At 59.8% G+C, this 24,965-nt stretch carries 23 protein-coding genes and 1 tRNA gene; 12 read left to right on the forward strand and 12 right to left on the reverse strand.

What is annotated here, in order from left to right:
- The first annotated feature begins 260 nt into the window (after window positions 1-260).
- Both T9A_RS13455 and T9A_RS13460 read left to right on the forward strand, forming a co-directional pair.
- Window positions 261-659: an MmcQ/YjbR family DNA-binding protein gene (locus tag T9A_RS13455; protein WP_035249377.1), complete on the forward strand. Its 399-nt coding sequence runs from the start codon at window positions 261-263 to the stop codon at window positions 657-659.
- A 2-nt stretch (window positions 660-661) separates the two neighbouring features.
- Window positions 662-964, forward strand: a complete 303-nt coding sequence (locus T9A_RS13460; protein ID WP_035249380.1) for a hypothetical protein — start codon at window positions 662-664, stop codon at window positions 962-964.
- 172 nt (window positions 965-1,136) lie between these two features.
- Here T9A_RS13460 and T9A_RS13465 read toward each other — a convergent pair whose 3' ends face one another.
- Complete coding sequence (locus tag T9A_RS13465) at window positions 1,137-2,564, reverse strand: phospholipase D family protein (protein ID WP_035249383.1); 1,428 nt, start codon at window positions 2,562-2,564, stop codon at window positions 1,137-1,139.
- Between the two features lie 227 nt (window positions 2,565-2,791).
- On the opposite strand from T9A_RS13465, the gene T9A_RS13470 reads away from it, so the two are divergent.
- Window positions 2,792-5,416, forward strand: a complete 2,625-nt coding sequence (locus T9A_RS13470; RefSeq protein WP_035249385.1) for a DUF6351 family protein — start codon at window positions 2,792-2,794, stop codon at window positions 5,414-5,416.
- A 118-nt stretch (window positions 5,417-5,534) separates the two neighbouring features.
- On the opposite strand, the gene T9A_RS13475 is transcribed toward T9A_RS13470, so the two are convergent.
- Both T9A_RS13475 and T9A_RS13480 read right to left on the reverse strand, forming a co-directional pair.
- Window positions 5,535-7,343, reverse strand: coding sequence for a beta-ketoacyl synthase (locus T9A_RS13475; protein ID WP_035249387.1), 1,809 nt, complete (start codon window positions 7,341-7,343; stop codon window positions 5,535-5,537).
- A 415-nt stretch (window positions 7,344-7,758) separates the two neighbouring features.
- The gene (locus tag T9A_RS13480; protein WP_035249389.1) at window positions 7,759-8,940 is read right to left on the reverse strand and encodes an acetyl-CoA C-acyltransferase; all 1,182 of its coding nucleotides are present in this window, start codon (window positions 8,938-8,940) and stop codon (window positions 7,759-7,761) included.
- Between the two features lie 459 nt (window positions 8,941-9,399).
- Here T9A_RS13480 and T9A_RS13485 point away from each other — a divergent pair, with 459 nt between their 5' ends.
- The 7 genes from T9A_RS13485 (at window position 9,400) to T9A_RS13515 (ending at window position 13,346) form a co-directional block, all read left to right on the forward strand.
- The gene (locus T9A_RS13485; RefSeq protein ID WP_035249390.1) at window positions 9,400-9,987 is read left to right on the forward strand and encodes a superoxide dismutase; all 588 of its coding nucleotides are present in this window, start codon (window positions 9,400-9,402) and stop codon (window positions 9,985-9,987) included.
- Window positions 9,988-10,157: 170 nt separating this feature from the next.
- Complete coding sequence (locus T9A_RS13490; protein WP_035249392.1) at window positions 10,158-10,691, forward strand: hypothetical protein; 534 nt, start codon at window positions 10,158-10,160, stop codon at window positions 10,689-10,691.
- Between the two features lie 117 nt (window positions 10,692-10,808).
- Window positions 10,809-11,675, forward strand: coding sequence for a hypothetical protein (locus T9A_RS13495; protein WP_035249395.1), 867 nt, complete (start codon window positions 10,809-10,811; stop codon window positions 11,673-11,675).
- 55 nt (window positions 11,676-11,730) lie between these two features.
- A complete protein-coding gene (locus T9A_RS13500; RefSeq protein WP_035249397.1) occupies window positions 11,731-12,411 on the forward strand; it encodes a hypothetical protein in 681 nt (226 codons plus the stop codon).
- 45 nt (window positions 12,412-12,456) lie between these two features.
- Window positions 12,457-12,541 (forward strand) — tRNA-Leu (locus T9A_RS13505).
- Between the two features lie 339 nt (window positions 12,542-12,880).
- Entirely contained in the window at window positions 12,881-13,078 is a 198-nt protein-coding gene (locus tag T9A_RS13510) for a hypothetical protein (RefSeq protein ID WP_035249399.1), read from the forward strand.
- A gap of 55 nt (window positions 13,079-13,133) precedes the next feature.
- The gene (locus tag T9A_RS13515; protein WP_035249401.1) at window positions 13,134-13,346 is read left to right on the forward strand and encodes a hypothetical protein; all 213 of its coding nucleotides are present in this window, start codon (window positions 13,134-13,136) and stop codon (window positions 13,344-13,346) included.
- Between the two features lie 44 nt (window positions 13,347-13,390).
- Here the strand turns inward: T9A_RS13515 and T9A_RS13520 are convergent, their stop codons facing one another.
- The 5 genes from T9A_RS13520 to T9A_RS13540 form a co-directional block, all read right to left on the reverse strand.
- Window positions 13,391-14,332: a patatin-like phospholipase family protein gene (locus tag T9A_RS13520; RefSeq protein WP_035249403.1), complete on the reverse strand. Its 942-nt coding sequence runs from the start codon at window positions 14,330-14,332 to the stop codon at window positions 13,391-13,393.
- Between the two features lie 18 nt (window positions 14,333-14,350).
- Window positions 14,351-15,835: a flavin-containing monooxygenase gene (locus T9A_RS13525; RefSeq protein ID WP_035249405.1), complete on the reverse strand. Its 1,485-nt coding sequence runs from the start codon at window positions 15,833-15,835 to the stop codon at window positions 14,351-14,353.
- Between the two features lie 13 nt (window positions 15,836-15,848).
- On the reverse strand, window positions 15,849-16,622 hold the full coding sequence (locus T9A_RS13530; protein WP_035249406.1) for an SDR family NAD(P)-dependent oxidoreductase: 774 nt from the start codon (window positions 16,620-16,622) through the stop codon (window positions 15,849-15,851).
- Window positions 16,623-16,624: 2 nt separating this feature from the next.
- Complete coding sequence (locus T9A_RS13535; RefSeq protein ID WP_035249408.1) at window positions 16,625-17,245, reverse strand: TetR/AcrR family transcriptional regulator; 621 nt, start codon at window positions 17,243-17,245, stop codon at window positions 16,625-16,627.
- Window positions 17,246-17,525: 280 nt separating this feature from the next.
- Window positions 17,526-18,026, reverse strand: coding sequence for a DUF1289 domain-containing protein (locus T9A_RS13540; RefSeq protein ID WP_035249410.1), 501 nt, complete (start codon window positions 18,024-18,026; stop codon window positions 17,526-17,528).
- Window positions 18,027-18,222: 196 nt separating this feature from the next.
- Between T9A_RS13540 and T9A_RS13545 the strand changes: the two genes are divergently transcribed.
- Window positions 18,223-18,819 (forward strand): DUF2846 domain-containing protein, encoded by a 597-nt coding sequence (locus tag T9A_RS13545; RefSeq protein WP_084573507.1) that lies wholly within the window; start codon window positions 18,223-18,225, stop codon window positions 18,817-18,819.
- Window positions 18,820-19,130: 311 nt separating this feature from the next.
- Here T9A_RS13545 and T9A_RS13550 read toward each other — a convergent pair whose 3' ends face one another.
- From T9A_RS13550 to egtB, 3 genes are all read right to left on the reverse strand, one after another.
- A complete protein-coding gene (locus T9A_RS13550; protein WP_035249412.1) occupies window positions 19,131-19,655 on the reverse strand; it encodes an acyl-CoA thioesterase in 525 nt (174 codons plus the stop codon).
- A 213-nt stretch (window positions 19,656-19,868) separates the two neighbouring features.
- The gene (gene egtD / locus T9A_RS13555; RefSeq protein ID WP_035249414.1) at window positions 19,869-20,837 is read right to left on the reverse strand and encodes an L-histidine N(alpha)-methyltransferase; all 969 of its coding nucleotides are present in this window, start codon (window positions 20,835-20,837) and stop codon (window positions 19,869-19,871) included.
- Entirely contained in the window at window positions 20,834-22,039 is a 1,206-nt protein-coding gene (gene egtB, locus T9A_RS13560; RefSeq protein ID WP_052043028.1) for an ergothioneine biosynthesis protein EgtB, read from the reverse strand. The genes egtD and egtB overlap by 4 nt, the downstream gene beginning before the upstream one ends.
- Before the next feature lie 201 nt (window positions 22,040-22,240).
- On the opposite strand from egtB, the gene T9A_RS13565 reads away from it, so the two are divergent.
- Window positions 22,241-23,011 carry a 3-hydroxyacyl-CoA dehydrogenase gene (locus T9A_RS13565; RefSeq protein ID WP_035249419.1) on the forward strand — a complete coding sequence of 257 codons (771 nt, stop codon included), beginning with the start codon at window positions 22,241-22,243 and terminating at the stop codon, window positions 23,009-23,011.
- 276 nt (window positions 23,012-23,287) lie between these two features.
- Here the strand turns inward: T9A_RS13565 and ppnN are convergent, their stop codons facing one another.
- Window positions 23,288-24,655 (reverse strand): nucleotide 5'-monophosphate nucleosidase PpnN, encoded by a 1,368-nt coding sequence (ppnN, locus tag T9A_RS13570; RefSeq protein ID WP_035249421.1) that lies wholly within the window; start codon window positions 24,653-24,655, stop codon window positions 23,288-23,290.
- Window positions 24,656-24,965: the final 310 nt, after the last annotated feature.

Below are 24,965 nucleotides of genomic sequence, written 5' to 3' on the forward strand. Positions count from 1 at the left end.
TTCCTGACTTGTTTCGGCCCCGCCTCACAAGGGTACTGTCGAGACACAAGACCCCGGCTATCCGCCGGGGTTTTTTATTGGACGCGAAAATGCCAGTCCGCCCCGTCGGCGTGTACCAGCAATCACTTCCTCATATCCGCTGTGTGCCGGCTTCTCCTCGCTGGTAGTCCCTTTGCTGCGGCGGGTATCATGAGGTCGCTGAGGCCGTCGACCCAACCGGCCAATGTCTGCATAGCGGGTCAATAAGGGATGCCTTGATCATGGATGCCAAAGCCGCGCAAGCGTACCTGTTGAGCAAGCCGGAAGCGCGAGAGGATTTCCCCTTCGGCCCGGATGTGGCAGTGATGAAAGTGCGGGACAAGATGTTCGCGACACTGGGGGAAGAGCAGGGCGAAGGGCGCATGAATCTCAAGTGCGACCCGGACCAGGCGCTGGCACTGCGGGATATCTTCGAAGCTGTGATTCCCGGCTACCACATGAACAAGAAACACTGGAATACCGTCAAGCTGGACGGCTCCATCCCGGTGGGGGAAATCCAGCGCATGATTGACCATTCCTATGCGCTGGTAGTGGGTGGTTTGCCGAAAAAAGTCCGCGAAGGCATGGCGGTCCGGCACGGCCGTGAGGCAGTCTACGCAGAACAGCAACAGGAGCGTTAACGGTGGCAGTGATTATTGGTGGTCTGATTGTTATCTGGCTTGGCCTTGGCATGGGCGGTGCCGCTCTGCGCTGGTTGGGCATTGAGCTGCATTACCCGGCTCGATTGGCGGCGCCCATGTTGCTGGCGGTGCTGGAAACCGTGTTGTTCCTGGTGTTTGTTCCCGGTACCGAGCTGCTGCCGGAAACTTGGGGCTGGCCCATGGCCGGCGGCCTGGTCGCCGCCGCCTGGTTGATCAACGGCGCGGTCAGTGGTCTGGATTGGTATCGCAACCGGTTGGTGAAAGAGCCCCCGGTGACGGAATAACCCCCGGGGCTTCATGGGCCCGTAGGAGCGTGCCTGCACGCGAATTGCTTGCGGCAAGTCACGGGTTCGCGTGCAAGCACGCTCCTACAGGGGCCTTTGCGCTTACAAAGGACGCGTGTTGTTTTTACTCAGTGGCCTCTGTGCCCTCTGTGGTAAAAAAATCGCCTTTATCCTAAAAACTGCTCCACCCGGTAAACTCCATTACCCGATACACCCAGTACTTCCAGGTCGCTTCATCCGCGTAGACCCCGTAATCGGTACTGTGTTTCTCCCCGTCACGATTGTCCCAGCGTCTGGCAAAGGCGGATCGGGCATCGACCATAAGGGCGTGATCCGTTTTTGCCAGCACTCGCACGCTGCTTTCCAGGTTCAGGTTGTCCAGATTGCGGCGGGTGAAGTTAGCGGAGCCGATAATCACTTCCGAGCGTTCTGCTCCCCGTCGCAGCAGCATCTTGGTATGGCATTGCTCACCCTGGGTATTACACCAGCGCACCTCAATGCCCGCGGTCCGCAGCTCCGCCCCCACCTGGCGATTGGGGATGCCGTTTTTCTGGCGGCCGAAGGCATCCTTGTTGGGGTCCAGCAGCACGCGCACGGTTACGCCCCGCTCATGGGCCGCCAACAGCGCCTTCACCAGGGGGCGGTGGGACAGGTAGAACACAGAGATATCCAGTGCCTCTCCGCTGCGGCTGCGCTCAACGGCGGCCAGCAGGGCATCGCGGATGGCGCCTTCGGTGAGTACCTGAAGCTGGGCCGGGGCCGTGTCGGCAGGGGTCCCGGTCGAGAGTGTCGGCAGATCGGGCAGGCTGACGCCCGCCATTCGCGCCACGGCCAACTCGCTCTCCAGCATGTCCGCCACGGCCGGGCCCTGGAACGTGAGGCCCAGATTGCTGTGGGCGCTGCTGGCATCGTGGGGATTGGCCGTGGTGACCAGCGCGGTCCACCGGTCGCCTTCATCCACCACCAGGGTCTTGCGGTGGTTGGCCTTGAAGTTGAGCAGGGTAAGGTAGCTGCGCAGGGTGACCTTGCCCGGCCCCATAGGGTTGGGCAGCCAGCCACCCTCGTTGCTGTTGCCCAGCCACTGACAGCAGATCCGCCAGATCCCTGACCAGCTCGGGTTGGAGTCGCGCAGGCGTGTCAGCGGGGTGGTGATCACCACCACCCCGGCGTCTTCCAGGCGCTCCAGGTGCTCGCTGTGCAGGCCACCGTAGAGGGTGTTGATCGGGTCACTGATCAGAATCACCGGCAAGTCAGGCTGCTGCTGTTTCTTGTCCAGCAGTGCTTGGGTCAACTGCGCTGACAAGGGGCGGTAGCTGGCATCGTCGGTGCCCTGAAAGGCATTGAACAGAAACATGTCCACCACCACCAGTTGCCGGGCCTGGCCGATCAGGCGCAGGGTCTCGTCGAAAATGCGCTGGCGCATCGCGCGCTTGCCATCGGCGGTTTCCCAGGTGTCATCCACCAGCAGGGTCAGGCCCTGGGCAGGCAGTAACGGCGACTCATGGGCCAGGCCGTCCGGCAGCGGTTTGTATCGATGCCAGAGGGCGGTGCAGGCGATCAGCGCCAGTAGCATGAGCAGGGCAAGTTTCAGTCGGATCATGGGCAGTCCATCCAGTGATTGCGGCTACCTTAACAGGGTGGGTCGTGAGCCTGAACCAAGTTGAATAATGGGTGGTACATACGTGCAACATTCTGCAAAGAATGTCGCCTCCCGGTAACTATCCTGCTACCGCACATCAACAGTAAGTCGGCACGCTGTCCATGAGAATGGGTTAACACTGATGTTAACAACAATAAGCCGGCCAGCGCGCCGGCCTGGAGTGTCCCATGAAAGCCCTTTCTCTTTTGCTGGCTACCGGCCTGGTAGCCCTGCTGGCCGCCTGTGGTGGTGGCGGTTCTTCATCGTCGCCGGCTGCCAGTAATCCGGTCCCGAACACTCCCGATCCGGATATTCCCGATGCCCCGCGGGCCGGGGAAGGGAACATCAGCGTGCTGTCCAACCGTGCGGACCTGATCAGTGGTGGTGATGCGCTGGTGGAAATTACCGCTGACGATAGCGCCTTGTTGAATGGTGCAACAGTGATGCTGGGGGATCGGGAGGTGACCCAGCAACTGACTGCCACCAGCGATGGGGGCCTCAAAGGGCTGTTGCAGGGTATGGGCCTGGGTGCCAATACCCTGACCGTGGTGTTGGCGGATGAGTCGGTGCTGGAGCAACAGATCATCAACCATCCCAACGGCGGCCCGGTGTTTTCCGGCCCCCAGTTGCAGCCCTGGCAGTGCACCAATGCTCAGGCTGTAGATGCCCAGTGCAATCAGCCAGCGGAGTACAGCTTCCAATATGTGCCGGCCAACAAACTGGAAAGCCTGCTGACCGGTTTCGACCCGGAAAACCCCGGATTGCCGGAAGCCTTCCAGCCTTATGATCCGGCGAATCCGCCTGCGGATGACAGCATTGCCCGGATAACCACTGATGAAGGGGTAGAACTGCCCTTTATCGTGCGCATGGAGGAAGGGGTTCAGAATCGTGACCGTTACCTGATCATGGCCCTCTATCAGCCGGATCAGCCCTGGACCGCCCTGGCACCGCAACCGCAATGGAACGGCAAGCTGCTGATTCATCATGGCGGTAACGTGGGAGTCAGTTATGGCATGGGTGAAGTGCCCCGCGGCGATATCGCCGGCACCGCGCCGGCGGGCGCCGAGCTGTTACTGGGTGACAGCATTACCACCGCTCTGGCGCGAGGTTTCATGACCCTGTCTACCGCCCAGGCCAACCTGGGCCATAACGCCAACCTGGTAACGGCGGCGGAATCGCTGATGATGGGCAAGGAGCGCATCATCGAACAGTACGGGGAAATCCGTTACACCATCGGCACCGGTTGCTCCGGTGGCTCCATCACTCAGCACCACGTGGCCAATGCCTATCCGGGCATTTATCAGGGGTTGATCGTGCAATGTTCCTACCCGGATGTCTGGACCACCGCCACCCAGTTCGCGGACTACAACCTGCTCAGCAACTACTTCGGCAACCAGCTGCCCACGGACCCTCAGGGTTTTCAGGAGGTGGTCACCTCGCTACTGACTTCCGGGGTGATTCCGGCCGCGCAGTGGTCCGCCTTCTATGGCCACTTGCCATTGAACCCGGTGTTCTCCGACCTGGCCTTCTTCCCGGCTGCCTACCCGAACCAGGAAGATTGCCCCGGTCTGCAGGAAGGGGTGGAAGTCTATGACGCCGAGTCGCAGCCGGACGGACTGCGTTGTGGATTGCTGGATTACATGATCAATCAGTTCGGCCCCCGTGACCCGTCGGTATGGTCCAGCAACGAGCAGTTGCTCGGTCGCGGTTTTGGCGGTATTCCGCTGGATAATGTGGGTGTCCAGTATGGTTTGAAAGCATTGCAAAACGGGGTAATCAGCGGCGAGCAGTTTCTCAAGGTAAATCGCGAAATCGGTGGGTTGAGCGTGGATATCGACTACCAGGCCGAGCGCACCGTGGCCGACCCGCAAGCCCTGCGTAATGCCTATCGCACCGGCGCCATCAACACCGCCGAGCATCTGGCCAAGGTGCCGATCATTGATCTGCGTGGGCCGGACCCGGGCATTGCCCACGATGCCTACCATTCCTGGCAGATGCGTGCGCGACTGGAGCAGAGCCAGGGCCATGCTGACAACCATGTGATCTGGTATGGACCGGCGCCGCTGTTTGGCGATACGGTTTTCACCACGGAAGCCCTGTTGGTCATGGACCTTTGGTTATCGGGCATCGAGCAGGACGACACTGCCACGCCGGTGGCCGAGAAAGTGGTGGCCAACAAGCCGGTCTATGCCCGTGACCGTTGTCTGTCGGTGTCGTCCCTGTTCGGCCCGGAGGGGCCCATCGTACCGTTGACCGGCAACCTGCTGTACCCGGAGCCGATCCTGCCGGGGCTGGATCTGTCCTTGTTGCCGCCGGCGCCGGCGGAAGCCGGGGTGGTGGTGGATGCGCTGACCGGCCAGGTATGTGGCCTGGATATCAGCGAGCTACCGGTAGTGGCCGAGCTGCCGGTGCTGGGGGACTTGCTGGGTACGCTGGGTGATTTGCTGGCGCCGCTTACCGATCCGATTCTGAACCTGCAACAGACCGTGGTGCAGACCCGTTTCGGCACCCCACGCACCGTGGCCGGTGACAGCATCGAAACCCTGACCAACAAGTGCCAGCTGAAACCGGTGGACCCGGCCGATTATCCTCTGGCCCTGGACCCGGACGCTTTTGCGGCTCAGGTAGCGGAAATTTTCCCGCAGGGCGTCTGCGATTACAGCAAGCCTGGCGAGGGGGTAATGCCCACGCAGACCTGGCTGCAGTACGGTGATTCACAGCAGGTGATTTACGGTGGTGAGCCGTTAGCCAGCGATGGGCAGAGCGCTCCCCGGGGCTGGGCGTCGCCGGCCTTCCAGGTGGAGATTCGCTGAACCCGGAAACCCGGATGTTAGAGTCCTGCTTGCAAGGCGAAGGGTGGGGACGACCTTCGCTTTGCGAGCAAAGCTCCAACGGCATTCTTGAGTGCCAGTAGTGGCTTGCAAGGGATCTCTAGCGGTCCAGTTGGTAAGCCGTCAGCTCGCTGTCGTCATCAAAGCCCATGACGGTGCCGCCATTGAGCTGCACGGCTTTCCCGCTCAAGGTAACCGCTTCATCCCCCAGCACCCCGTCGTTAAACCGATATACCGGTTTGGGCGCCTCGTTCAGGCAGTGGTCGCGGAAACGGGCCTTGGCCTGCAGCACACTGTCCCGGGCGGTTTGCCAATGAGTGATGGCCTTCTCTCCATGGCGCTGCTGCAACATGGCTTCGGTGACTGTGGCTGACAGGGCCACGGCGGTGGCATTGTTGCCGCCAAAGCCTTTCGAATTGATCAGGCTGGCCTGCAAATCATCACGCTGCACATGCTCCATGGCGAAATCCAGATGCTGGCGGTGCACATCGCCGGCGATATGGTCGATGGTGCGGATGCCCGGCAAGACGCCCTGGGCAAAGCTGCCCAGGGCCGCCGCCAGCTGATCGCCCCCGGCGCTGCCCAGCGAGTGTCCCACATAGGCCTTGATAGCAGTGACCGGCCAATGGCGGATGCCGAAGGCGTCTGCCACCCGGTCCAGAATTACCGATTCGGTGACCCGGTTCTGGGGCGTGCCGGTGCCGTGGGCATGGACAAAGCTGTGATCGCGCAGGCCCTTTTCGCCGATCAGCTGGCGGGTCAGGGCGGCGGCCTTGCCCACGGTCAGGTAGTTGCCGACCCCGGGAGCAGAAATGGATTTCTTGGCGCCGTCGGCGTGGATAAACACGTCCGGTACCGCACCAAGAATGTCGGCACCCAGCTCCAGTGCCAGGGCATCATCCATCAGCACGGTAAACTGGGCAGACTCGGCCATAGTGAAGCCGCAGTTGTCGGAAAACGGTCGGCAGGCACGACGCACATCGGCCTGAGTCGCCCCATCCAGTGCCGCCAGATCCTGGTCTTCCGCCAGCGCGCCCATGGCCCGGTAACCTTCCATGATTTCTGGCATCAGCGGTGCCTCGCTGGTGCCGACGATGGCCACCCGGACCTTGCCACTGCGAATGGCCTGCACCCCTTTTTCCAGGTTGTAAAGGAAGGTGGCGCAGGCGCCGAGCATGCCGCCGGTAGTCCCCACCGAGTGCAGCACATAGGCGTTGAGGAAATCCGAGGTCATTTCGCCCAGCCCCAACGGTACCTGTTTTGAGGTGATGCGCTGGCCGTTGGGGGGGAAGCGCATGACGCCGCCCAGGCCGTTGTCGTCCATCTGTGACATGGCGTTGCTGGCGTAAACCGCCACCTGGTCCGGGCGTACCTTGCCGGCCACGGTGGCCCAGTCGATACCCAGATCCCCCAGCGCATCGCTGATGCCGAAGATCGCCATCTGCAGGGCGCGGGGGTGATTGCGCGAGGCATACAGAGCGCCGGGGTCGAAGCCGTCCGGCAGTTGCCCGGCGGCGCTGACGCGGCGTGGGGCGTCATGGGGCACACGCAGGTCCAGCCCCGAAGGCAGGGTGACCCGGCTGCGGCGCTTGTCGATAGGAGAGACCTGCCAGCCAGCGGGTAGCGGGTCAGGCAGGTCCATGTTGCGCATTTCCAGGGTAACGGGAATGTCGCTGGTGCCGCTGATGGCGGCGTGGAGACGGTGGGCGTCGGGCAGGGCACGGATCAGCGTGGCCGCCAGCTGATCGTCCGGGGCGCGGCCGGTCAATTGGCCCAGCGAACGCAGAGTGTCCTGGCGGGTGATATCCGGCAGGGCATCAAAAATCAATCGCTGAAAGCCGAAATGCAAGGCGCTACGGCCGGCTGCATTGATGCCGCCCATGGCGGTGATCACAGGTAATGCTGTCATGGTGCTCCCGGGCTCATGCCCAACCGAAAACGGTGACTAGCCGGTCAGGGTACAGGTGAAATCCGGTTTTGCGTATACGACGGAGGGCGAATCCGGTCAGGAAAGTGCAACAGAGTTTGAAAGTGAAAGCGGATGTTTCGGAAATGAATTGTTGGAGGGGTGGCTTTGTCATCTCTACGAAGCCGCTGTAGGAGCGGCGCTCGAGCCGCGAACCGCGCTTGCGCGGGAATCGCCCGCAGGGGGATCAGGCATTCCAGGGCCTGACAGGTCTTTCTAAATGATCACTCCCTATCGCCTCGCTCCGCCTGATTCGCACCTCAAGAGGTGCTCCTACAGAGGGCAGGGAATGAGGACGCCGCCAACAAAAAACGGGGCCCGAAGGCCCCGTCTGGTCTGGCATTAAGCGTTGAGCGTATTACAGCAGCTCGATGGCTACCGCCGTCGCTTCACCACCGCCGATGCACAGGCTGGCCACACCGCGCTTGCCGCCGGTGCGCTTGAGCGCGTGGATCAGGGTGAGAATGATGCGTGAGCCAGTGGAGCCCACCGGGTGACCCAGGGCACAGGCGCCGCCGTGGATGTTCACCTTCTCGTGAGGAATGCCCAGGTCGATCATCGGCATCATCGCCACCATGGCGAAGGCTTCGTTGATCTCGAACAGATCCACGTCGTCCACGGTCCAGCCGGCTTTCTTCATCACCGCTTCGGTGGCACCGATGGGGGCAATGGTGAACTCGCTGGGGTGTTTGCTGTTGGTCGCGTGAGCCAGGATACGGGCCAGCGGCTTGAGGCCACGCTCATTGGCCAAGGATTCGCGGGCCAGTACCAGCGCAGAGCCGCCATCGGAGATGGAGCTGGCGTTGGCGGCGGTGACGGTGCCGTCTTTGGCGAAGGCCGGACGCAGGGTGGGTATCTTGTCGATGTTGGCGTTGCCGGGTTGCTCGTCGGTGTCGACAACCACTTCACCCTTACGGGTCTTCACGGTCACCGGCACGATTTCGTCCTTGAACCAGCCGTTGTCGATGGCGGCATTGGCGCGGTTCAGGGATTCGATGGCGTAGTTGTCCATGTCTTCGCGGGTAATGGAGCGTTTGTCAGCCACTTCCTGGGCGAAGGAGCCCATCAGGCGGCCGGTTTCCGCATCTTCCAGGCCATCCAGGAACATGTGGTCAAACACCTGGCCGTGGCCCATGCGCATGCCGCTGCGTGCCTTGTCCAGCACATAGGGAGCATTGGTCATGGATTCCATACCACCGGAAACGACGATGTCGTTGGTGCCGGCCTTGATGGAATCATAGGCGAACATAGTGGCCTTCATGCCGGAGCCGCACAGCTTGTTGATGGTGGTGGCACCGGTGTTGTCCGGCAGGCCGGCCAGACGCATGGCCTGGCGGGCCGGGCCCTGCTTGAGGCCGGCGGGCAGTACACAGCCCATGATGACTTCCTGCACGTCTTCCGGCTTCAGGCCGGCACGAGACACGGCTTCACGGATAGAGGCGGCGCCCAGTTCGGGAGCGGAAACCGCAGACAGGGAACCCTGGAAGCCACCCATGGCGGTACGGGCACCATTTACAATTACTACAGCATCATCAGACATCGTTTTCTCCTGCCAGCAAAATAGTACCTGAATCCGTGACTTCATCGCGGCGCCTGACGCAAGCCTTTGCAGCCACAGAAAATTTGTCTTCAGTCGATCGTATTCCCTGATACGACGCTTCTTCAGAAAATCCCCCGTGACAACAAATTCTTACGCCATGCATCCACGCTGAAGTCACGGATTCAGGTAGCAGTTATCAAAATTTGGGGCGCATTGTACTTGAAACAAGGGGGATACACCCCATCTCACAGGGACCTGCCGGTCACGGAGCAGGCATTGGCGATAGGATTCGTCTATTGCAGCCAAAGGCAATCATGGTAAACCCCCGGTCCGTGGTGGAGATTGCCGCCGGTAGCTTGTTATTATCATTCAGCCGCTGAGGGCAGGCATGCCCTCAGCGGGGAATTTCTTTCTGTTGCCGAGCCGCAACAGAACAACATGATGTCAGGGGAAATGACTATGGCTTTTGAATTACCGCCGCTTCCGTTCGAGAAAAATGCACTGGAACCGCATATTTCTGCAGAAACTCTCGAGTATCATCACGGCAAGCACCACAATGCCTACGTGACCAAGCTGAACGACATGGTTGCCGGCACCGACAACGAAGGCAAATCCCTGGAAGAGATCATCAAGAGCGCCCAAGGCGGTCTGTTCAACCAGGCCGCCCAGGTCTGGAACCACACCTTCTACTGGAACAGCCTGAGCCCCAACGGCGGTGGCGCTCCCACCGGTGATCTGGCTGCGGCCATCGACACCGCTTTCGGCTCCTTCGACGAGTTCAAGTCCCAGTTCAATGCCAAAGCGACCGGCAACTTCGGTTCTGGCTGGACCTGGCTGGTGAAGAACACCGATGGCAGCCTGGAAATCGTCAATACCGATGATGCGGATACCCCGATCGCCCACGACAAGGGCCAGACGCCGCTGTTCACCGTGGACGTGTGGGAACACGCCTACTACGTGGATTACCGCAATGCCCGTCCCAAGTATCTGGAATCCATCTGGAACCTGATCAACTGGGACTTTGCCGCCAGCAACTTTGCCGGTTAAGACGGCATATCCCATATAGGGGTACCGTTCAGGTAGTGAAAAAGGCCGCTTTTGCGGCCTTTTTCGTGTCTGTCTGGCGGTGGTGGGGGAAGTTTGCTAGCGTCCGTCCCGGGATATTGTCGGGGTTTGTGTGGTCCAACCCGCAGGTTCATGAAAATAACAGGTGTGATATGCGTTTTTTGGGAATCTTTTTTCTTGTGATGGGGTTGTCAGCCACCGCTGCCATGGCAGAAGGGCCGACGCCAGCCTCCGCCGAGCAAAAACAGAAAAGCCCCGAGCAGCAGGCCATGGATCAGTTGGCAGAAGCCGGCCTGCGCCAGGCACTGAAGGCCATCCAGAGCTCCGGTGGACTCTATCCTTTCGGCATGATTCAGTCCGGAGATACGGTGAGGGCGGTTGGCTATTCCGGCGACAGGGCCGACGCTCCAAGTGCAGAAGAGTGGGCCCAAGGCCTGTTTCGGCAGCTGCGTAAGATCGGCATGGAGCAACCGGATATCGAGCTGATGGCTCTGTTTCGCCTACACGAAGTCACCGCCGAAAATGGTGAAAAAGTCACGGGGGTATGGGCCCAGGTAGATCACCGCGATGTTCGCCCCTGGGTGATTTTCCTGCCGTTGCTCAAGAACGAAGAAGGCAAGCACGAGCTGGGCGATATGGTCTACTACGCCACCGAACAGCCGTTGTTCGAGAAAAGCGGCGAATAAATTTTTCAGAGACAGGCAGGACTAAATGGGCGCTGTTCGGCAGCGCCGCAGTGCCCCCTGTGGCACTATCTGTCAATCGGCCCATGAACCGGACTATCCGGTATGCAGGACACAGGAATGACGCGAGATCGTGAAGTAAATCTGGGTAATCTGAATGATGTCACCGTGGATGATCATGGTGATGCCGGTCGCCGACCTTCTTCTGCCGGCAGCAACAAGCCCACGGAGAAGGGGGCGGGCAAGCCTCCCAAGGCCCCGAAAAAGCCGGTGCCGCCCTCCAGTGGTGGTGGCGGCGGTGGCTGGATGATTGCCTGTCTGGTGCTGGTGGTGCTGATCGCCGTGATGGGGGTCTGGTTCCAGAAACAGATGACCGTGCTGCAGTCACAGATGGACGAGCGCATTTCGGAATCCAGCCAGAAGCTGGGCAACCTCCAGTCCCGGTTATCTGCCACCGACGAGAGCCTGAACCAGTCGTCCGGGCAATTGCAGGATACGGTCCGCGCTCACGGCAAGAGGCTGGAAGAAAACAACACCGAAATCCGCAAGCTCTGGGATCTGAGCAACAAGCGTAACCGAGCCGATATCGCCGAGCAGAGCAAGAAATTGACCGCCTTGTCTGCCACCCTCAATGAGGTAAAAAAGGCCCAGGCCGGAGTGGATGGCAAACTGCAGGGGATCAGCAAGGACACCGCTGCCCTGAAAAAGCAGGTGGACAGCGCGGTGGCTGCTGTCAACAAGAGCAGTGAACAGTGGCAGACCCGCATCAGTCAGATGCAGACCCAGGTGGATGTGCTGGCGGAAAATATCAATCAACTGGAAAGCCAGCAGCAAAATCTGAAAAGCGGTCTGGCCAAGGTGGAAAAAAACCAGGCCGGGCTGGCAGCGTTGAAAGATCGGCTGGATGAGACAGAGGCGGCGATCGCGGCTTTTGATTCTTACCGGCTGCAGGTCAATAGTCGTTTGGACAAACTGGAAGGGCGCTGATCGGCCACGGGGGGTGGTGATCAGCTAAAAACAACAAGTAAAAGAGCGTCTTGCCATGGCCAAGTTGCCGGAAAGTAAAGAGCGGCGTTTACAGGGGTTGAATCAGGATGTACTGGCGGTAGCTACCCCGGTACCTGGGCCGGATCTGGAACCGATCAATCTGCGCACGCCCAAAAAAACCAAACCCATCTCGGTCAGCGAGGGTGGCCACTCCGGCTTGTTGTGGTTGTCCCTGGTGCTGGCGGTGATCGCCGTGCTGTTGGCCGCCAGCCAGTGGCTGGCCCACGCTGAAACCAGTCGTGAACTCAGTGAATTGCGAGAGCAGTACTATCAGCTGGCATCGCAGCGTCAGGGTGAGGCAAGAGAAGGCGCGCGCAGTCCGGCAAAAGCGCCTGCCACTTCTGACGTGTCTCCTGGTGATGTGGTGGTCAACAGCCTGCGTGACGATTTTCGCGAACTGAATGCGAAGGTACGCGGGATCACCGTTACCATGGCAAAACAGCGCAACAGCAACAACGAAAGCGCCGAGCTGGCCACGCGCCTGAACGAGATGGACAGCAAGTTGAATGGCCTGTCCTCACGGATCAGTCGTCTGTCCGAGCGTCCGAAAGCGGCGGCGATCCCGGTGGCACAACAGGCTCCGGACAACAGCGCCCAGCTATCCGCCCTGGCGGGCAAGGTGACCAAGATCGATAAAGACCTGCAGGCGCTTTACCGGATTCTTCAGGGGGGCTGATCCTGCTGGTAATTAACGATTAGCCTGCTAGAATACCCGCCCATTGCGCCAGTGGTGGAATTGGTAGACACGCCAGATTTAGGTTCTGGTGCCGAGAGGTGTGGGGGTTCAACTCCCTCCTGGCGCACCATCTCAAAGAAAGGCCGTAACAGCATTGCTGTTACGGCCTTTTGTTTTTTGGGCAAGCTTACGCCGGTTCAGTTGCGCCTACTGTAAAGATAGTTGCTCGCCCCTGAGATCGTCGGTCTGTAAAGGCCTCGAGGAAACGGCCCCGGGTTCTCCATAAACATTACCGGTTGGTTTATCCAGGTTTGGCAATAGGTTGCCCGGGTTTCTTATACCGCCACACTCTGGCCAGGGTCACTATCAAGTTAATTTCATTTGCCGCTAGTTTTTACCTTCTTTTCATACCGTTCAACTCTCATAGCCCTAACATGCGCCCTGTCGAATCCGCGAATCGGGGAAGGGTATGCGGTATTACCTCAGCAAGATAAAGGCCGACGAAGATACCTGGGAAATTCACACGGTGAATTGCCGGCATCTGCCAAATGGCAACGACCAGCGCATTTATCTGGGTGATTTCACCCACTGTATCCACGCCTTGCCAGTGGCCAAGCTCTACTTCCGCACCTTGCGGTTTTGCCCGGAATGCTCTCTGATCGCCTAGGTAGCTACTTGCGAGTTTGTCTCGCCCCGCGTAAAACAAAAGGGGAGGTGTCATTATGCGAGTACATACGCAAGGCAGAGAGCAAAAGACCGAACACTTTCCGCCGGGTAAAAAGCTTGAGGGGGATCGTGTGCGCCTTCTGGCGTTGGTCGCGTTGGCGGTGGGGGCGATGGTGTTAGGCGGGTTAATCTATGCAGAAGGCCAGGCCGCACACAGTTCATTGCATGGTATCAAGGCATCGCTGATGGAGGCGGTGGACTCACTCTAGACCATTTGGGGAAGCCGCCCGGCGAACCTCCCCGTGTTACCAGCCTAAAACGCGTTCTGTACGGTAACGGCCGTAGTCATTAGTGCCGTGTCCAGCACCTGGCGCCGCCGTGTCGGGTCCATCATGTTGAAACCAAAAGCCTGCAGGTCGTCTGCGTTGGGCTCCAAACGAATTACCCGCTTGCCCGCTTTTTCCAGTTTACTCACCTCCTGATCCACGATACCGGTCATGTAGCGGCGTACCCGACGCTCGATGGCGGCCAGGGGTGAGCGAGGCTTGTCCGGCTGCCGTGAGGCCATGGGCGCGAGAATGATTACCTCGTCTACGGCGCTGTCCACCAGTAGGTCCGCCGAGGTGGGAGAGGCGACACCGCCGTCAATGTAGCTGCGGTTGCCCAGGCTGACCGGTGGGCACCAGAAGGGGACCCCATAGGACGCGCAGACCGCATCGGCAATGGAGGCCTGCGGGGTGCCACCTTTGCCGAAGGGCACCCGTTTGCCGGTGGTGGTATCCACGGCCATGATCCAAGTGGCGGGGTGGGCTACCCAGTCTGCCCCTGCGGTAGCGTCGTTGATCAGTCGCCGGAAGGGCGCCATGTTGAACTGGCCCCGCGGCAGCAGGCCGCAGAAGGCAGTCAGCGGCGAGACTTCACCACGCAAGCCTTTCAGTACCAGCCGGGCACCGGTAAGGCTGGCGCCGGGCAGGGGGGGCAGGGCGCCGCCAGTGTCATGGTCATGATCCCAGCGGCACTGTTGGCTGGTGCCCTGCTGGCAGGCCAGCAACTGGGCCACGCTGACGCCGCTGCCCAGCAGGGTGGCCAGTACCGCGCCTGCTGAGGTGCCGATGAGAATATCGGCGTCGCGGGCATCCCAGTTCAGTTGCTGTTCCAGATGATGCAGGGCGGCGATGCTCCAGGCGCCGCCGGCGACGCCGCCGCAGCCCAGAACCAGGGCGCGACGTGGGGGCGTTTGGGTCGTGTTTGTCATAATCAGGACCTGTTCATATTAAAAGACGGGTTGGCTGGCAGGAGTCAGTGAGTAGCTGCCGGCATCAAAGTCCTTGAGCAGACGCTGCATTTCCAGCGTGCTCCAGGGGAAACCCACGCTGTTGAAACCGTTCTTGTCCAGGTAGTAGCTGGAGCAGCCGCCGGTGTTCCAGACCGTACCCTGCAGGTCTTTCTGCACCTTGCGGTTATAGGCTCTCTGGCTGTCGGCTTTCACTTCTACTCGGCTCAGTTGCTGCTCGCGCATGGTGTGCAGGGTGCTGAGGATATAGTTGATCTGCGCCTCGATGACGATAAAGGCGGAGTTGTGGCCGATGCCCAGGTTGGGCCCCAGCACCATGAAGGCGTTCGGCAAGCCGGCGATGGTGGTGCCGCGATAGGCCTGCATGCCGTCTTGCCACATGTCACTGAGTGACTCACCGGTATCGTTGAAGATGTGATCAGCAATGGGCGGTTCGGTGACGAAGAAACCGGTACCCAGAATGATCGTGTCCACCTCGCACTCGCTGCCGTCCTGACCCACCAGGGTGTTGCCGCGAACTTCCTGCAGGCCGGTAGCGAACACATCCACATTGCCCTGATTGAGCGCCGGGTAATACTGGTTGCTCATCAGTACCCGTTTGCAGCCCAAGGTGTAATCCGGGGTGAGCTTGTCACGCAGGGCCGGGTCCTTGATGGCCAGCCGGATATGCGCCTCGCCCAGTTTCTGGATCTGCCGAAGCAGGGCGGGTTTGCGAAAGCCGATGCCGAAGGTTTCAAAGCCACCGTAGAGGGTCTTGCGCCAGGCGTTCAGGGTGAACGGCAGGCGGAAGAAGTTTTCCTCGAGTTTGGGGATGGGGTGGTCTGGCTTGGGCAGCACCCATTGCGGGGTGCGCTGGAACAGGGTCAGGTGCTTTACCTTCGGCTGGATTTCCGGCACAAACTGGATCGCCGAGGCGCCGGTGCCGATTACCGCTACCCGTTCGCCGCCCAGGTCGTGGTCATGGTCCCAGCGGGAGGAATGAAACAGCTTGCCCTGAAAATCCTTCAGGCCGGGAATGTTGGGAATGATTGGTTCGTGCAGGTAGCCGGAGCAGGCCACGATAGTGCGGGCCAGGTAGAGCCGATCGCCGGTCTGCACTTCCCAGAGGTTTTTGCTTTCCCGCCATTGGGCTCGTTCCACCGCCTGATTGAAGCGGATGTAATCGGGAATGGTGTGGCGCTGGGCGGTGTCGCGCACATAGTCGAGGATTTCCGCCTGCCCGGCGAAGGCCCGGCTCCAGTCCGGTTTTTGGGCGAAGGAATAGGAATACAACGCCGAGGGCACATCGCAGGCGCAGCCCGGGTAGGTATTGTCCCGCCAGGTGCCGCCCAGATCTGCGGCCTTTTCCAGGATCACAAAGTTACCGAAGCCGGCTTCCCTGAGGCGAATGCCCAGGCCAATGCCGCTGATGCCGGCGCCCACGATCAGGACGTCATAAATCGGAGTATTGGCTTGCTGTGTCATGGCTTGTCCGGGGTCACTGGTTGGGTTGCGGGCTGAAGAAATCCATGGCCCGGTTAGTCAGATTCAGGTTGGCTACCTGCTTGGCGAGGGCGTAGATATCCGGATAGATCACCCGGGCTCCGCCCTTGCCGAAGGTGCGGTAAATGCGTTCGGCCAGTACCTCCGGTTTGCCGGTGGGGATATAACGTGACACCGGACCTTTTTTCACCTGGCTGCGCGCATGACTTTCCAGGCCGGAATGGATCGGTCCCGGATAGACGGTGATCACATTGACGCCCTGTTTTTTCAGGTCCAGCCGGGCAATTTCCGAGGCCAGGCCGATGCCGGCCTTGGCGCCGCCGTAGTAACTGCAGCCACGGATCGGCACGCGCCCGGCCATGCTGGCCACATTGATCACGCATCCGTTCCGGGCCTCCATCATGGCCGGCAGCGCCAGGTTCATGAGTCGCATGGGGGCGGTGAAGTTGATATCCAGCAGGCGCTTGCCTTGTTCCCAGCCGGTGCCGGTGATGCTGATGATGTCCATGATGCCGGCACAGTTGATCAGCACATCCACTGGCCCGCGGCGGTCCACCAGCGATTGCCACCAGGCGGGTAGAGCATCAATAGCGGTCAGGTCGCAGACTTCGGCCTGGGCATCATGGGTATTGGCGGCATGCTCGAGCGCCTCCGCATTCAGATCCACCAGGGTGATGCGGGCGTCAGGATGATGTCGGCGAAACTGCCCGGCGAGCTGGCCGCCGATGGCGCCGGCGCCGCCGGTAATCAGGATATGCGTTGGGGTCATGATTATTTGCTCTTGTTGTCGTGATTGGCGATGGCGAGCCAGCAGGCATCCCTGGCCCGTTTCAGGTCGTCGTCATCCAGGGTCAGGTAGCCCAGCCGTTCCGCCTTGAACACGCCCACAAAGGCCCCCCAGAACAGGGCGATGGCCAGGTCCGGTTTCATGATGTCGTTGAGCAATCCGGTGCGCTGACCGATCACCACCATGATGCCCAGGGGAATCAGCAGGCCCTGTTCCTGATGACGGCTTTCCGCGTCCAGGTAGTTGTGGTGATCCTGCATTTCCAGAAAACGAAAGGCATCCGGCTCCTCGCGGGCAAAGGCGGTGAGCCGGGCCCACAAGTTGTCGAACAGGCTGCGTGACGGGTGCATCAGATCCAGGTCGCTCAGCAACCGTTCCTGAAGACGACGTTTGCTGTCGCGGAACACGGCATTGATCAATGCTTCCTTGCTATCGAAATAGCGATACAAGGTGCCGACACCGACACCGGCTTCAGCGGCAATCGGTGGTACCGGTGTGCCGTGCAGGCCGTGCTCGGCAAACACCCGTAGAGCGGCACGAATGATCTGTTCGTGCTTGCGAGCTTCCTTGTTGTCGACCGGGGTCGTCCGGGCAGGGGTGGCCATGGCAGGTCTCACTCGACAGATGAATGAATGTTCATTCCGGAACTGTGCCATTGATTGATGTTTTTGTGGAAGGGTCATTTGGGGACAAATGAGAGAGGCAAGCCGTATGAGCGGCGATAGCCCAACAAAATCAAAAGCCTTTTCACCACAGAGGGCACAGAGCACACAGAGCAAAAGCCGCCTTTTGCTCAGTGATTTCTGTGCCTTCTGTGGTAAATCAGTCTTTTCAGAGGTTCGGCTACCGCGCCGTCAGCGACGCTCCTAGGGATGGGGGTAGGGGTCAGATCAACCCCTTCTCCCGGGCGGCAAGCTCGGTGAGTTCGGCGGCGAGGGTGACCGGGCGAGCGTAGGAGCGGTCATAGTGGGCCCGGGCCAGGGCGTGGCATTCGGCACTGATCTGATCGTAGAGTTCTCGCGGCAACAGCCCCCGGGATGGGGGCAGGGCGCGCAGGCCGAAGCGGTCATAGGGGATCTGTTGTTTGCCGGCGGCCTTGAGCAGCTCCGGTACCCAGCCCTGGGGGGAAAGCTGGGTCTGGTAGCGCAGGTTCTGAAAGTCCATCTCTGCCGCCAGCCGGGCCGCATCGGTGACCACGAAATAGTTGTCCACCACCTGGCAGAGCAGCAGATTCAGCCGTTTCCAGACGATTTGCTTCTCTTCGTTAGTGTAACCATTCCAGTGCACCACCTCGTGACTGAAGCGGCAACAGCCACGACAGACCGTATCACCGAAGACGGTGGAACAGACGCCGATACAGGGGGTGTGGATACGATTAACTGCCATGGCGGAAGATTAGCAGAAAAGGCGGGGCAGGGTAGAGGAGGGACGAATCACTTGGCGGGAATTTGAGCACCTACCTTCATCTTGAGCAATACTCGCAAATCGGCCATAGTTAGCACCTTCATAAGCATTATCTTGCGCGGAATAATAAACAGGGTCGCCCCAGATCAACGGGAAGCGGCATCACTGGAGAATAATAATGCGATTGGCTGTGTTGCTGGCAGCTTGCCTGTGGACGCTTTCGGGATGCTCCAGCCTCGGTGTGGGAGTCCCCTCGACCCCCGGTGCCTTCATCCATGCCCCCCAGGGCAAGACCTTTAAACCCATGGATACGCTGGACCCGCGTAATGCCATGGTCTACATCTATCGTCCGATTACCCGTTGGGGCTATGAAGAGGTTCAGGCGCCGGTGTTTTTCCTGGACGCTTCCCAGCTGTTCGGTCTCAAGGCCGGGGCCTATAGCTGGCTGGAATTGCCCGCCGGCACCCATGACTTCTACGCTCGCCGCCCGCTCAGTGTGCTCTATCTGAAAATGGTGTTCGAGATGCCTCTGGAAGTGGAGGGCGGCAAGGACTACTACTTCCGCTACTCGGAAACCCGCCCGCTGGATATGGAAGAGCTGGTTGCCAATCCCCAGGATTACCAGCAAGCCGGGCCGTTACAGCAGGTACCCCGTGCCGTGGCCCTGCGCGAAATCGCTGACCTACGTCTGGATGAGCCTGGTGTCTACTACGCCGGCAAGGACAGCAAGGTACCGCGCTGGGCGCCGTTCTATACGTATACGGCGGAAAAATGATAGCTACGAGTGGCTAGCCACTCGCTTCCAGCAAGAACAAAAAAGCCCCGGCATGCCGGGGCTTTTTGTTTTCTGGAGAGGAATAACCTTTCTACGAAGCCGCTGTAGGAGCGGCGCTTGAGCCGCGAGCCTCGCGTAGCGAGGAAATCGACCGCAGAGCCTGCCCCGGACTTGATCCGGGGGCGATCAGGCATTTGCCGAACTCAACAGGTCTATACGTGTTCGCGATCTTCCGGGGCCGCGGTTCGCGGCTCAAGCGCCGCTCCTACAGCAGATTTTTCTGTTAGCTCGTAGCTCGTAGCTACTAGCAGCTAGTCACTCTCCGTCAGCCGCCGCTTGGTCTGCAACAACCGCTTCCACTGTTCCACATACTCCGGCAGGGCCGGGGAGGTCTGGTTGAAGCCGGTGATTTCCTGCAGGGTCTGGGGGCTGATGGATTTGCCGCCATAAACGTTGGCCACCCGCAGCAGGGCATGGGTGTGTAGTTTGCGCTGGGACTCGAAGCGCTGATCGTAGTACACGTATTTGTCGTCCCAGCCGAGAATGCGGGTGTGGACCTGGAACTGCTGGTAGGGGCGCAGTTCGCGGATATAGGAAATCTCGGTATTGGCCACCACGCCATTACAGCGCGCCTCGATCATGCGGTTGAGCAACCCGGTGACCACCGCATGTTCCAGTCGGCAGCGATCCATGAACTTCAGGTATTTGGCATTGTTCAGATGCATGTTCAGGTCAATATCCAGCAACCCCACCCGGTATTCCTGGGTGACAACATCAAACAGCTGGTGTGTGGGCGGCCGTTTACGACGGCGAGCCGCGCTGATCAGTTCGAGCATCCGATCTCCCTATGCCACGGTAGCCCGTGACCCCTTTTATTCTTTCGAAGACTGAATCGGCAAAAAAACGCGGTTCAGTATAACGGTACCAGTGCCAGTTCACACTATTCACTGATGTCAAAGTGGTCAGTTTTACAGTCTTTGCAGTCCTGGCCAACGTATGGCGTGCATTGCGGGTCGCTATGGACTGTGATTCAGAGGTAGTGATGATGGTCAGGCACAGGCCAGATGCAGACTGAACAGGCTGTCACTATCGGTCCAGCAGGCGGAGGGTGTGAAACCGGCGGCGACCAGTTCGGCGGAAAATCCTTCGACGGTGAATTTGTAGGAATTTTCCGTATGAATACGGGTGCCGGCGGAGAGTGTCAGGCTATTTTTGCCGAGCTGGATGTGCTGGTCCTGCAGGCATTCCAGGTGCATTTCGATACGATTTTGCGCGCTGTTGTAGAACGCCAGATGGCGCATGGTGTCGGTATCGAAACCACAATCCAGTTCCCGGTTCAGATGATGCAGTGCATTCAGATTGAAGGCAGCAGTGAGTCCCCCGGCATCATTGTAGGCGGCATGGAGTTGTTCGCAGGGTTTCTGCAGATCCGCTCCGATCAGCAGGGAACCGCCGGGGCCCGCCAGTTCGCGCAGGCCGCGCAGGAAAGCCGCTCGCTGTGTCGGTTCAAAATTGCCGATGGTGGAGCCAGGAAAAAAAACCAGACGCCCCGGCTGTTGTAATCCCTCCGGCATGGCCATGGCCTGGCAATAATCCGCGCAAACGGCGCTGATATGTATCCGGGGGAAGTCGTCGGCCAGGCGCCGTGACGCGCCAAGCAGGCATTCCCGGGAAATTTCCAGTGGCATGTAGTGAGTCGGTTGCCAGGCATCGAGTAATACCCGCACCTTTTCACAACTGCCGGCACCGGGTTCGGCGATGGTGTGGATGCCGTCCAGCCGTGAATGAATCTCCCCGGCGTAGCGATGCAGCAAACTCGCTTCGGTGCGGGTGGGGTAGTACTCCGGGGTGCGGGTAATCCGGTCGAACAGGCTGGAGCCGGTTTCGTCATAGAAAAACTTGGGATGCAGCGTCGGTGTCGGTGCCCGCAGGGATTCACTGACTTCGGCCAGCATGTCGGTGGTGGGTGGCTGCAGGTCGAAGAAAGTCAGGTTGGGGCCGAGCTGTTGCTGGTTCACGACGGGTCTCCCGCAAGCCGGATGCCACTGAACTGCCAGCGGTGATGAGGGTAGAAAAAATTACGATAGCTGGCCCGCAAATGCTCCCGACTGCTGGCGCAGGAGCCGCCGCGCAGCACCATCTGGTTGCACATGAACTTGCCGTTGTATTCCCCCACGGCCCCCACCGCTGCTTGAAATCCCGGGTAGGGCAGGTAGGCACTGGCGGTCCATTCCCAGACATCACCGAACAGGTGAGCCATGGCGGTATCGCGGGCCTGACCGGGTTGGTAGCTACCGTTTTCCACAAAATGTCCTTGCAGGGGTTGCGCTGCCGCCGCGTGCTCCCATTCCTGTTCCGTGGGCAGCCGCTTGCCGGCCCAGCGGGCATAGGCATCTGCTTCGTAGTAATTCACATGGGCAAGAATCTGCCCAGCGTGTAGCGGTTGTAGTCCTGCCAGAGTGAAGTGCCGGTCAAGATCCTCGTGCCAGTAAAGCGGCCGCTGGCTATGTTGCGCCTGTACCCAGGCCCAGCCGTCAGACAGCCATAACTCCGGTCGTCGATAACCGCCATCCTCGATAAATGCGCGAAATTCGCCGTTACTGACCGGACGGTTTGCCAGCGTAAAAGGCTCCAACCAGACCCGGTGGCGGGGTGTTTCGTTATCGAAAGCAAACCCCTGGCCGCTGGCACCGATTTCCACCAAACCGCCACTGAAAGATTGAAAACTCAGCGGTGCAGGGCTGTCTGCTTTGGCAAGAGGCTGGCCGAGAGTTGGCGCCAGCGGGTTGAAGGAGAGGCTGTATTTCAGATCTGTCAGCAGCAACTCCTGATGTTGCTGCTCATGATTGAGTCCCAGTGTCACAAGACCCGTCAGGCCCGGTTGTTGTTCGATAAGGCGGACCATGGCGTCGTCTACCTGCTGTCGCCAGGCATAGACGTCTTTATCGGTGGGGCGTGACAACAGATGGCGTTGAGGGCGGGCGAACTGTTCGCCAATGCCGTTGTAGTAGCTGTTGAACAGGTACTCGAATTGCGGGTGGAATACCCGGTAGCCGGCGAGGTGGGGCTTGAGAAGGAAGGTCTCGAAGAACCAGGTGGTGTGGGCCAGATGCCAGCGGGGCGGGCTCACGTCGGCGCAGGCCTGCAGCCCCATGTCCTCGGTGAGCAAAGGGTCACAGAACTGTTCGCTGAAGGCCCGGATACGCTGGTAGCGCGCCATCAGTGTGGCGCTGGCGTCTTGTCTGGCGGTATCTGGCAAGGTTTGCCCTCCCAATCCGGTTGTCAAAGAGTGGCATCCACTTTGAGCGAAAGCAACAATGTGACGCGTGAACGGGGTGGGTATACTGCGGGGCAGCATTTGTAATGGGTTGCTGCTGTTGGCGCAGCAACAGCCCATGCCCTTTCACCACAAGGAGAGCATATGAATATTACCGATAAAGTTGCCGTGATCACCGGCGCCGCGTCCGGTCTGGGCCAGGCCACTGCTGAAGCGATTATTGCCAAGGGCGGCAAGGTCATGATTCTGGACCGTGACGACAAGCGCGGCCCGGAAGTGGCGGCGGAGCTGGGTGCCAATGCAGCGTTTGTGCAGACCGATGTGACCGACGAGGAATCCGTCAAGGCGGCCATCGACGCCACCGTGGAAAAATTCGGTGCCATTCATGTGTGTGTGAACTGTGCCGGTGTAGGCTCTGCCATGAAGACCGTGGGTCGTGAGAACAAGCCCCATGATCTGGGCGTGTTCAACATGGTGGTAAAGATCAACCTGATCGGTACCTTCAATGTGGCCCGTCTGGCCGCTGCTGCCATGGCCGAGAACGAGCCGGGTGAAGATAACGAGCGTGGCTTGATCGTGAACACGGCTTCCGTGGCGGCCTTTGATGGTCAGGTTGGCCAGGTGGCTTACGCGGCTACCAAAGGTGGTGTGGTCGGCATGACCCTGCCCATCGCCCGCGACCTGGCGCCGCTGGGCATCCGCTGCAACACTATCGCCCCAGGCATCTTCAACACCCCGCTGATGAACGCTGCCCCGGACAAGGTGAAGCAGCCGCTGATCGAAATGACCCAGTTTCCCAAGCGTCTGGGTAACCCGGCGGAATACGCTCAGCTGGTCTGCCACATGATCGAGAACAGCTTCCTCAACGGCGAGACCATCCGTATTGATGGCGGTATCCGTATGCAGCCTCGGTAAGGCAGCTGCGAGCTACGAGTGAAAAAAAAGAAAAAGCCCCGGATGTCCGGGGCTTTTTTCGTTCTACGAAGCCGCTGTAGGAGCCCATGCTTGCCCCCCCCAAGGGGGATCTGCGACATGCGAACCGCGCTTGCGCGGCAATCGTCCGGAGGACGATCAGGAATATCAGGAATATCAGGGCTCGACAGGTTCCAGAAAGAATCGTGGATAGGCCTGGATTTCTGTTGCCTCGCTACGCTCGGTTCGCCATGCAAGCATAGCTCCTACAGGATGGGGTCACCCTTCCAACGCATAACACGGCACGTAATGACTTCCCGGCAGTTTCATGCGGTGTTGCTCCACAAAGGCCTGCAGCAACTCATCAAGGTGCTGCATTAGCTCGCCCGGGGCGTGAAGGCGGTAGGGGCCGTGTTGTTCGATGGCGTGGATGCCCTGTTCCTTCACGTTGCCGGCGACGATACCGGAGAAGGCACGGCGCAGGTTGGCGGCCAGTAGGTGGACCGGCTGGTTGGGACTGAGATCCAGGCTGGCCATGGCCTCGTGGGTGGGCTCGAACGGTTGCTGGAATTCCAGGGGGATTTTCAGCCGCCAGTTGAAGTAGAAGGCGTCGTCGTTATCCCGGCGGAACAGGGTGAGGCGATCAATGCCTGCACACATGGCCAGGGCCACGGCTTCCGGGTCATCAATGATGATCTGGTAGCGCTCGGCAGCTTTCTCCCCCAGGGTGTAGCGGATAAAGGCATCCACCTGGCGAAAATACTCCGCGCTGCTGGCTGGTCCGGTCAGCACCATGGGCAGCGGCATATCGGCGTTTTCCGGATGCAGTAGCACGCCGAGCAGATAAAGAATTTCCTCGGTGGTGCCTACCCCGCCAGGGAAGACAATAATGCCGTGACCCACCCGCAGAAACGCCTCCAGTCGTTTCTCGATATCCGGCATGATCACCAGTTCGTTGACGATAGGATTGGGGGCCTCGGCGGCGATAATGCCTGGCTCGGAGATTCCCAGGTAGCGTCCGCCTTCAAAGCGTTGTTTGGCATGGGCCACGTGGGCGCCCTTCATGGGGCCTTTCATGGCGCCGGGACCGCAGCCGGTGCAGATGTCCTTGTGGCGCAGGCCAAGCTGGTAGCCCACGCTCTTGCTGTAGTCATATTCGACCCGGGAAATACTGTGGCCCCCCCAGCACACCACCATATTGGGCGAGGCCCCGGCTCGAAGCGCCCCAGCATTGCGAAGGATATGGAACACCGCATTGGTGATGCCCTGGCTGCTGCTCAGGTTGAAGCTGTCGTTATTCTGGATTTCGTTGGCCACATAGACCAGATCGCGCAGCACCGCTGACAGGTGCTCGCGAATCCCGCGAATCATGCGTCCGTCCACGAAGGCACCAGCAGGGGCATTGTCCACTTTGAGCCGCAGCCCGCGATCTTCCTGGATCACCTCAATATCAAAATCCTTGTAGGTCTCCAGCACCTGGCGGCTGTCATCGGTGGGCGTGCCGCAGTTCAGTACCGCCAGGGCGCAACGGCGCAGTAACTCATGCAGGCCGCTGCCGGAGGTGTCCCGCAGGCGTTCGACTTCGTGCTGGCTAAGCACTTCCAGGCTGCCTTCCGGGGCAACAATAGTGGATACCGTTTCGGTCATAGGGTCGGGTCCGTCGCAAAATAAACGTTATTCAGGGCCTGCCTGGCAACACCTGCGGCTATAAAAGCCGCTGTAGGAGCGCCGCTTGAGGCGCGAACCTTGCTCTAGCAAGGAAACCGCCCGACAGCAGGGCAAACCGTCAAAGCAGCTACAATCCCCAAGAGTACCTCAGATGACAATCCCTGTGAGTGAAGAGTTGCAAGCTCCTGATCCTTAGGGTGACGACAGACTCTTTTACAATTCACCGGGAACGCCAAGCCGGCGCAGGCGTCGGAATCTTTATCAAGTCTGGCACACTGACTGCATGGTT

The organism is Alcanivorax jadensis T9, assembly GCF_000756655.1.
Taxonomy (GTDB): Bacteria; Pseudomonadota; Gammaproteobacteria; order Pseudomonadales; family Alcanivoracaceae; genus Alcanivorax; species Alcanivorax jadensis.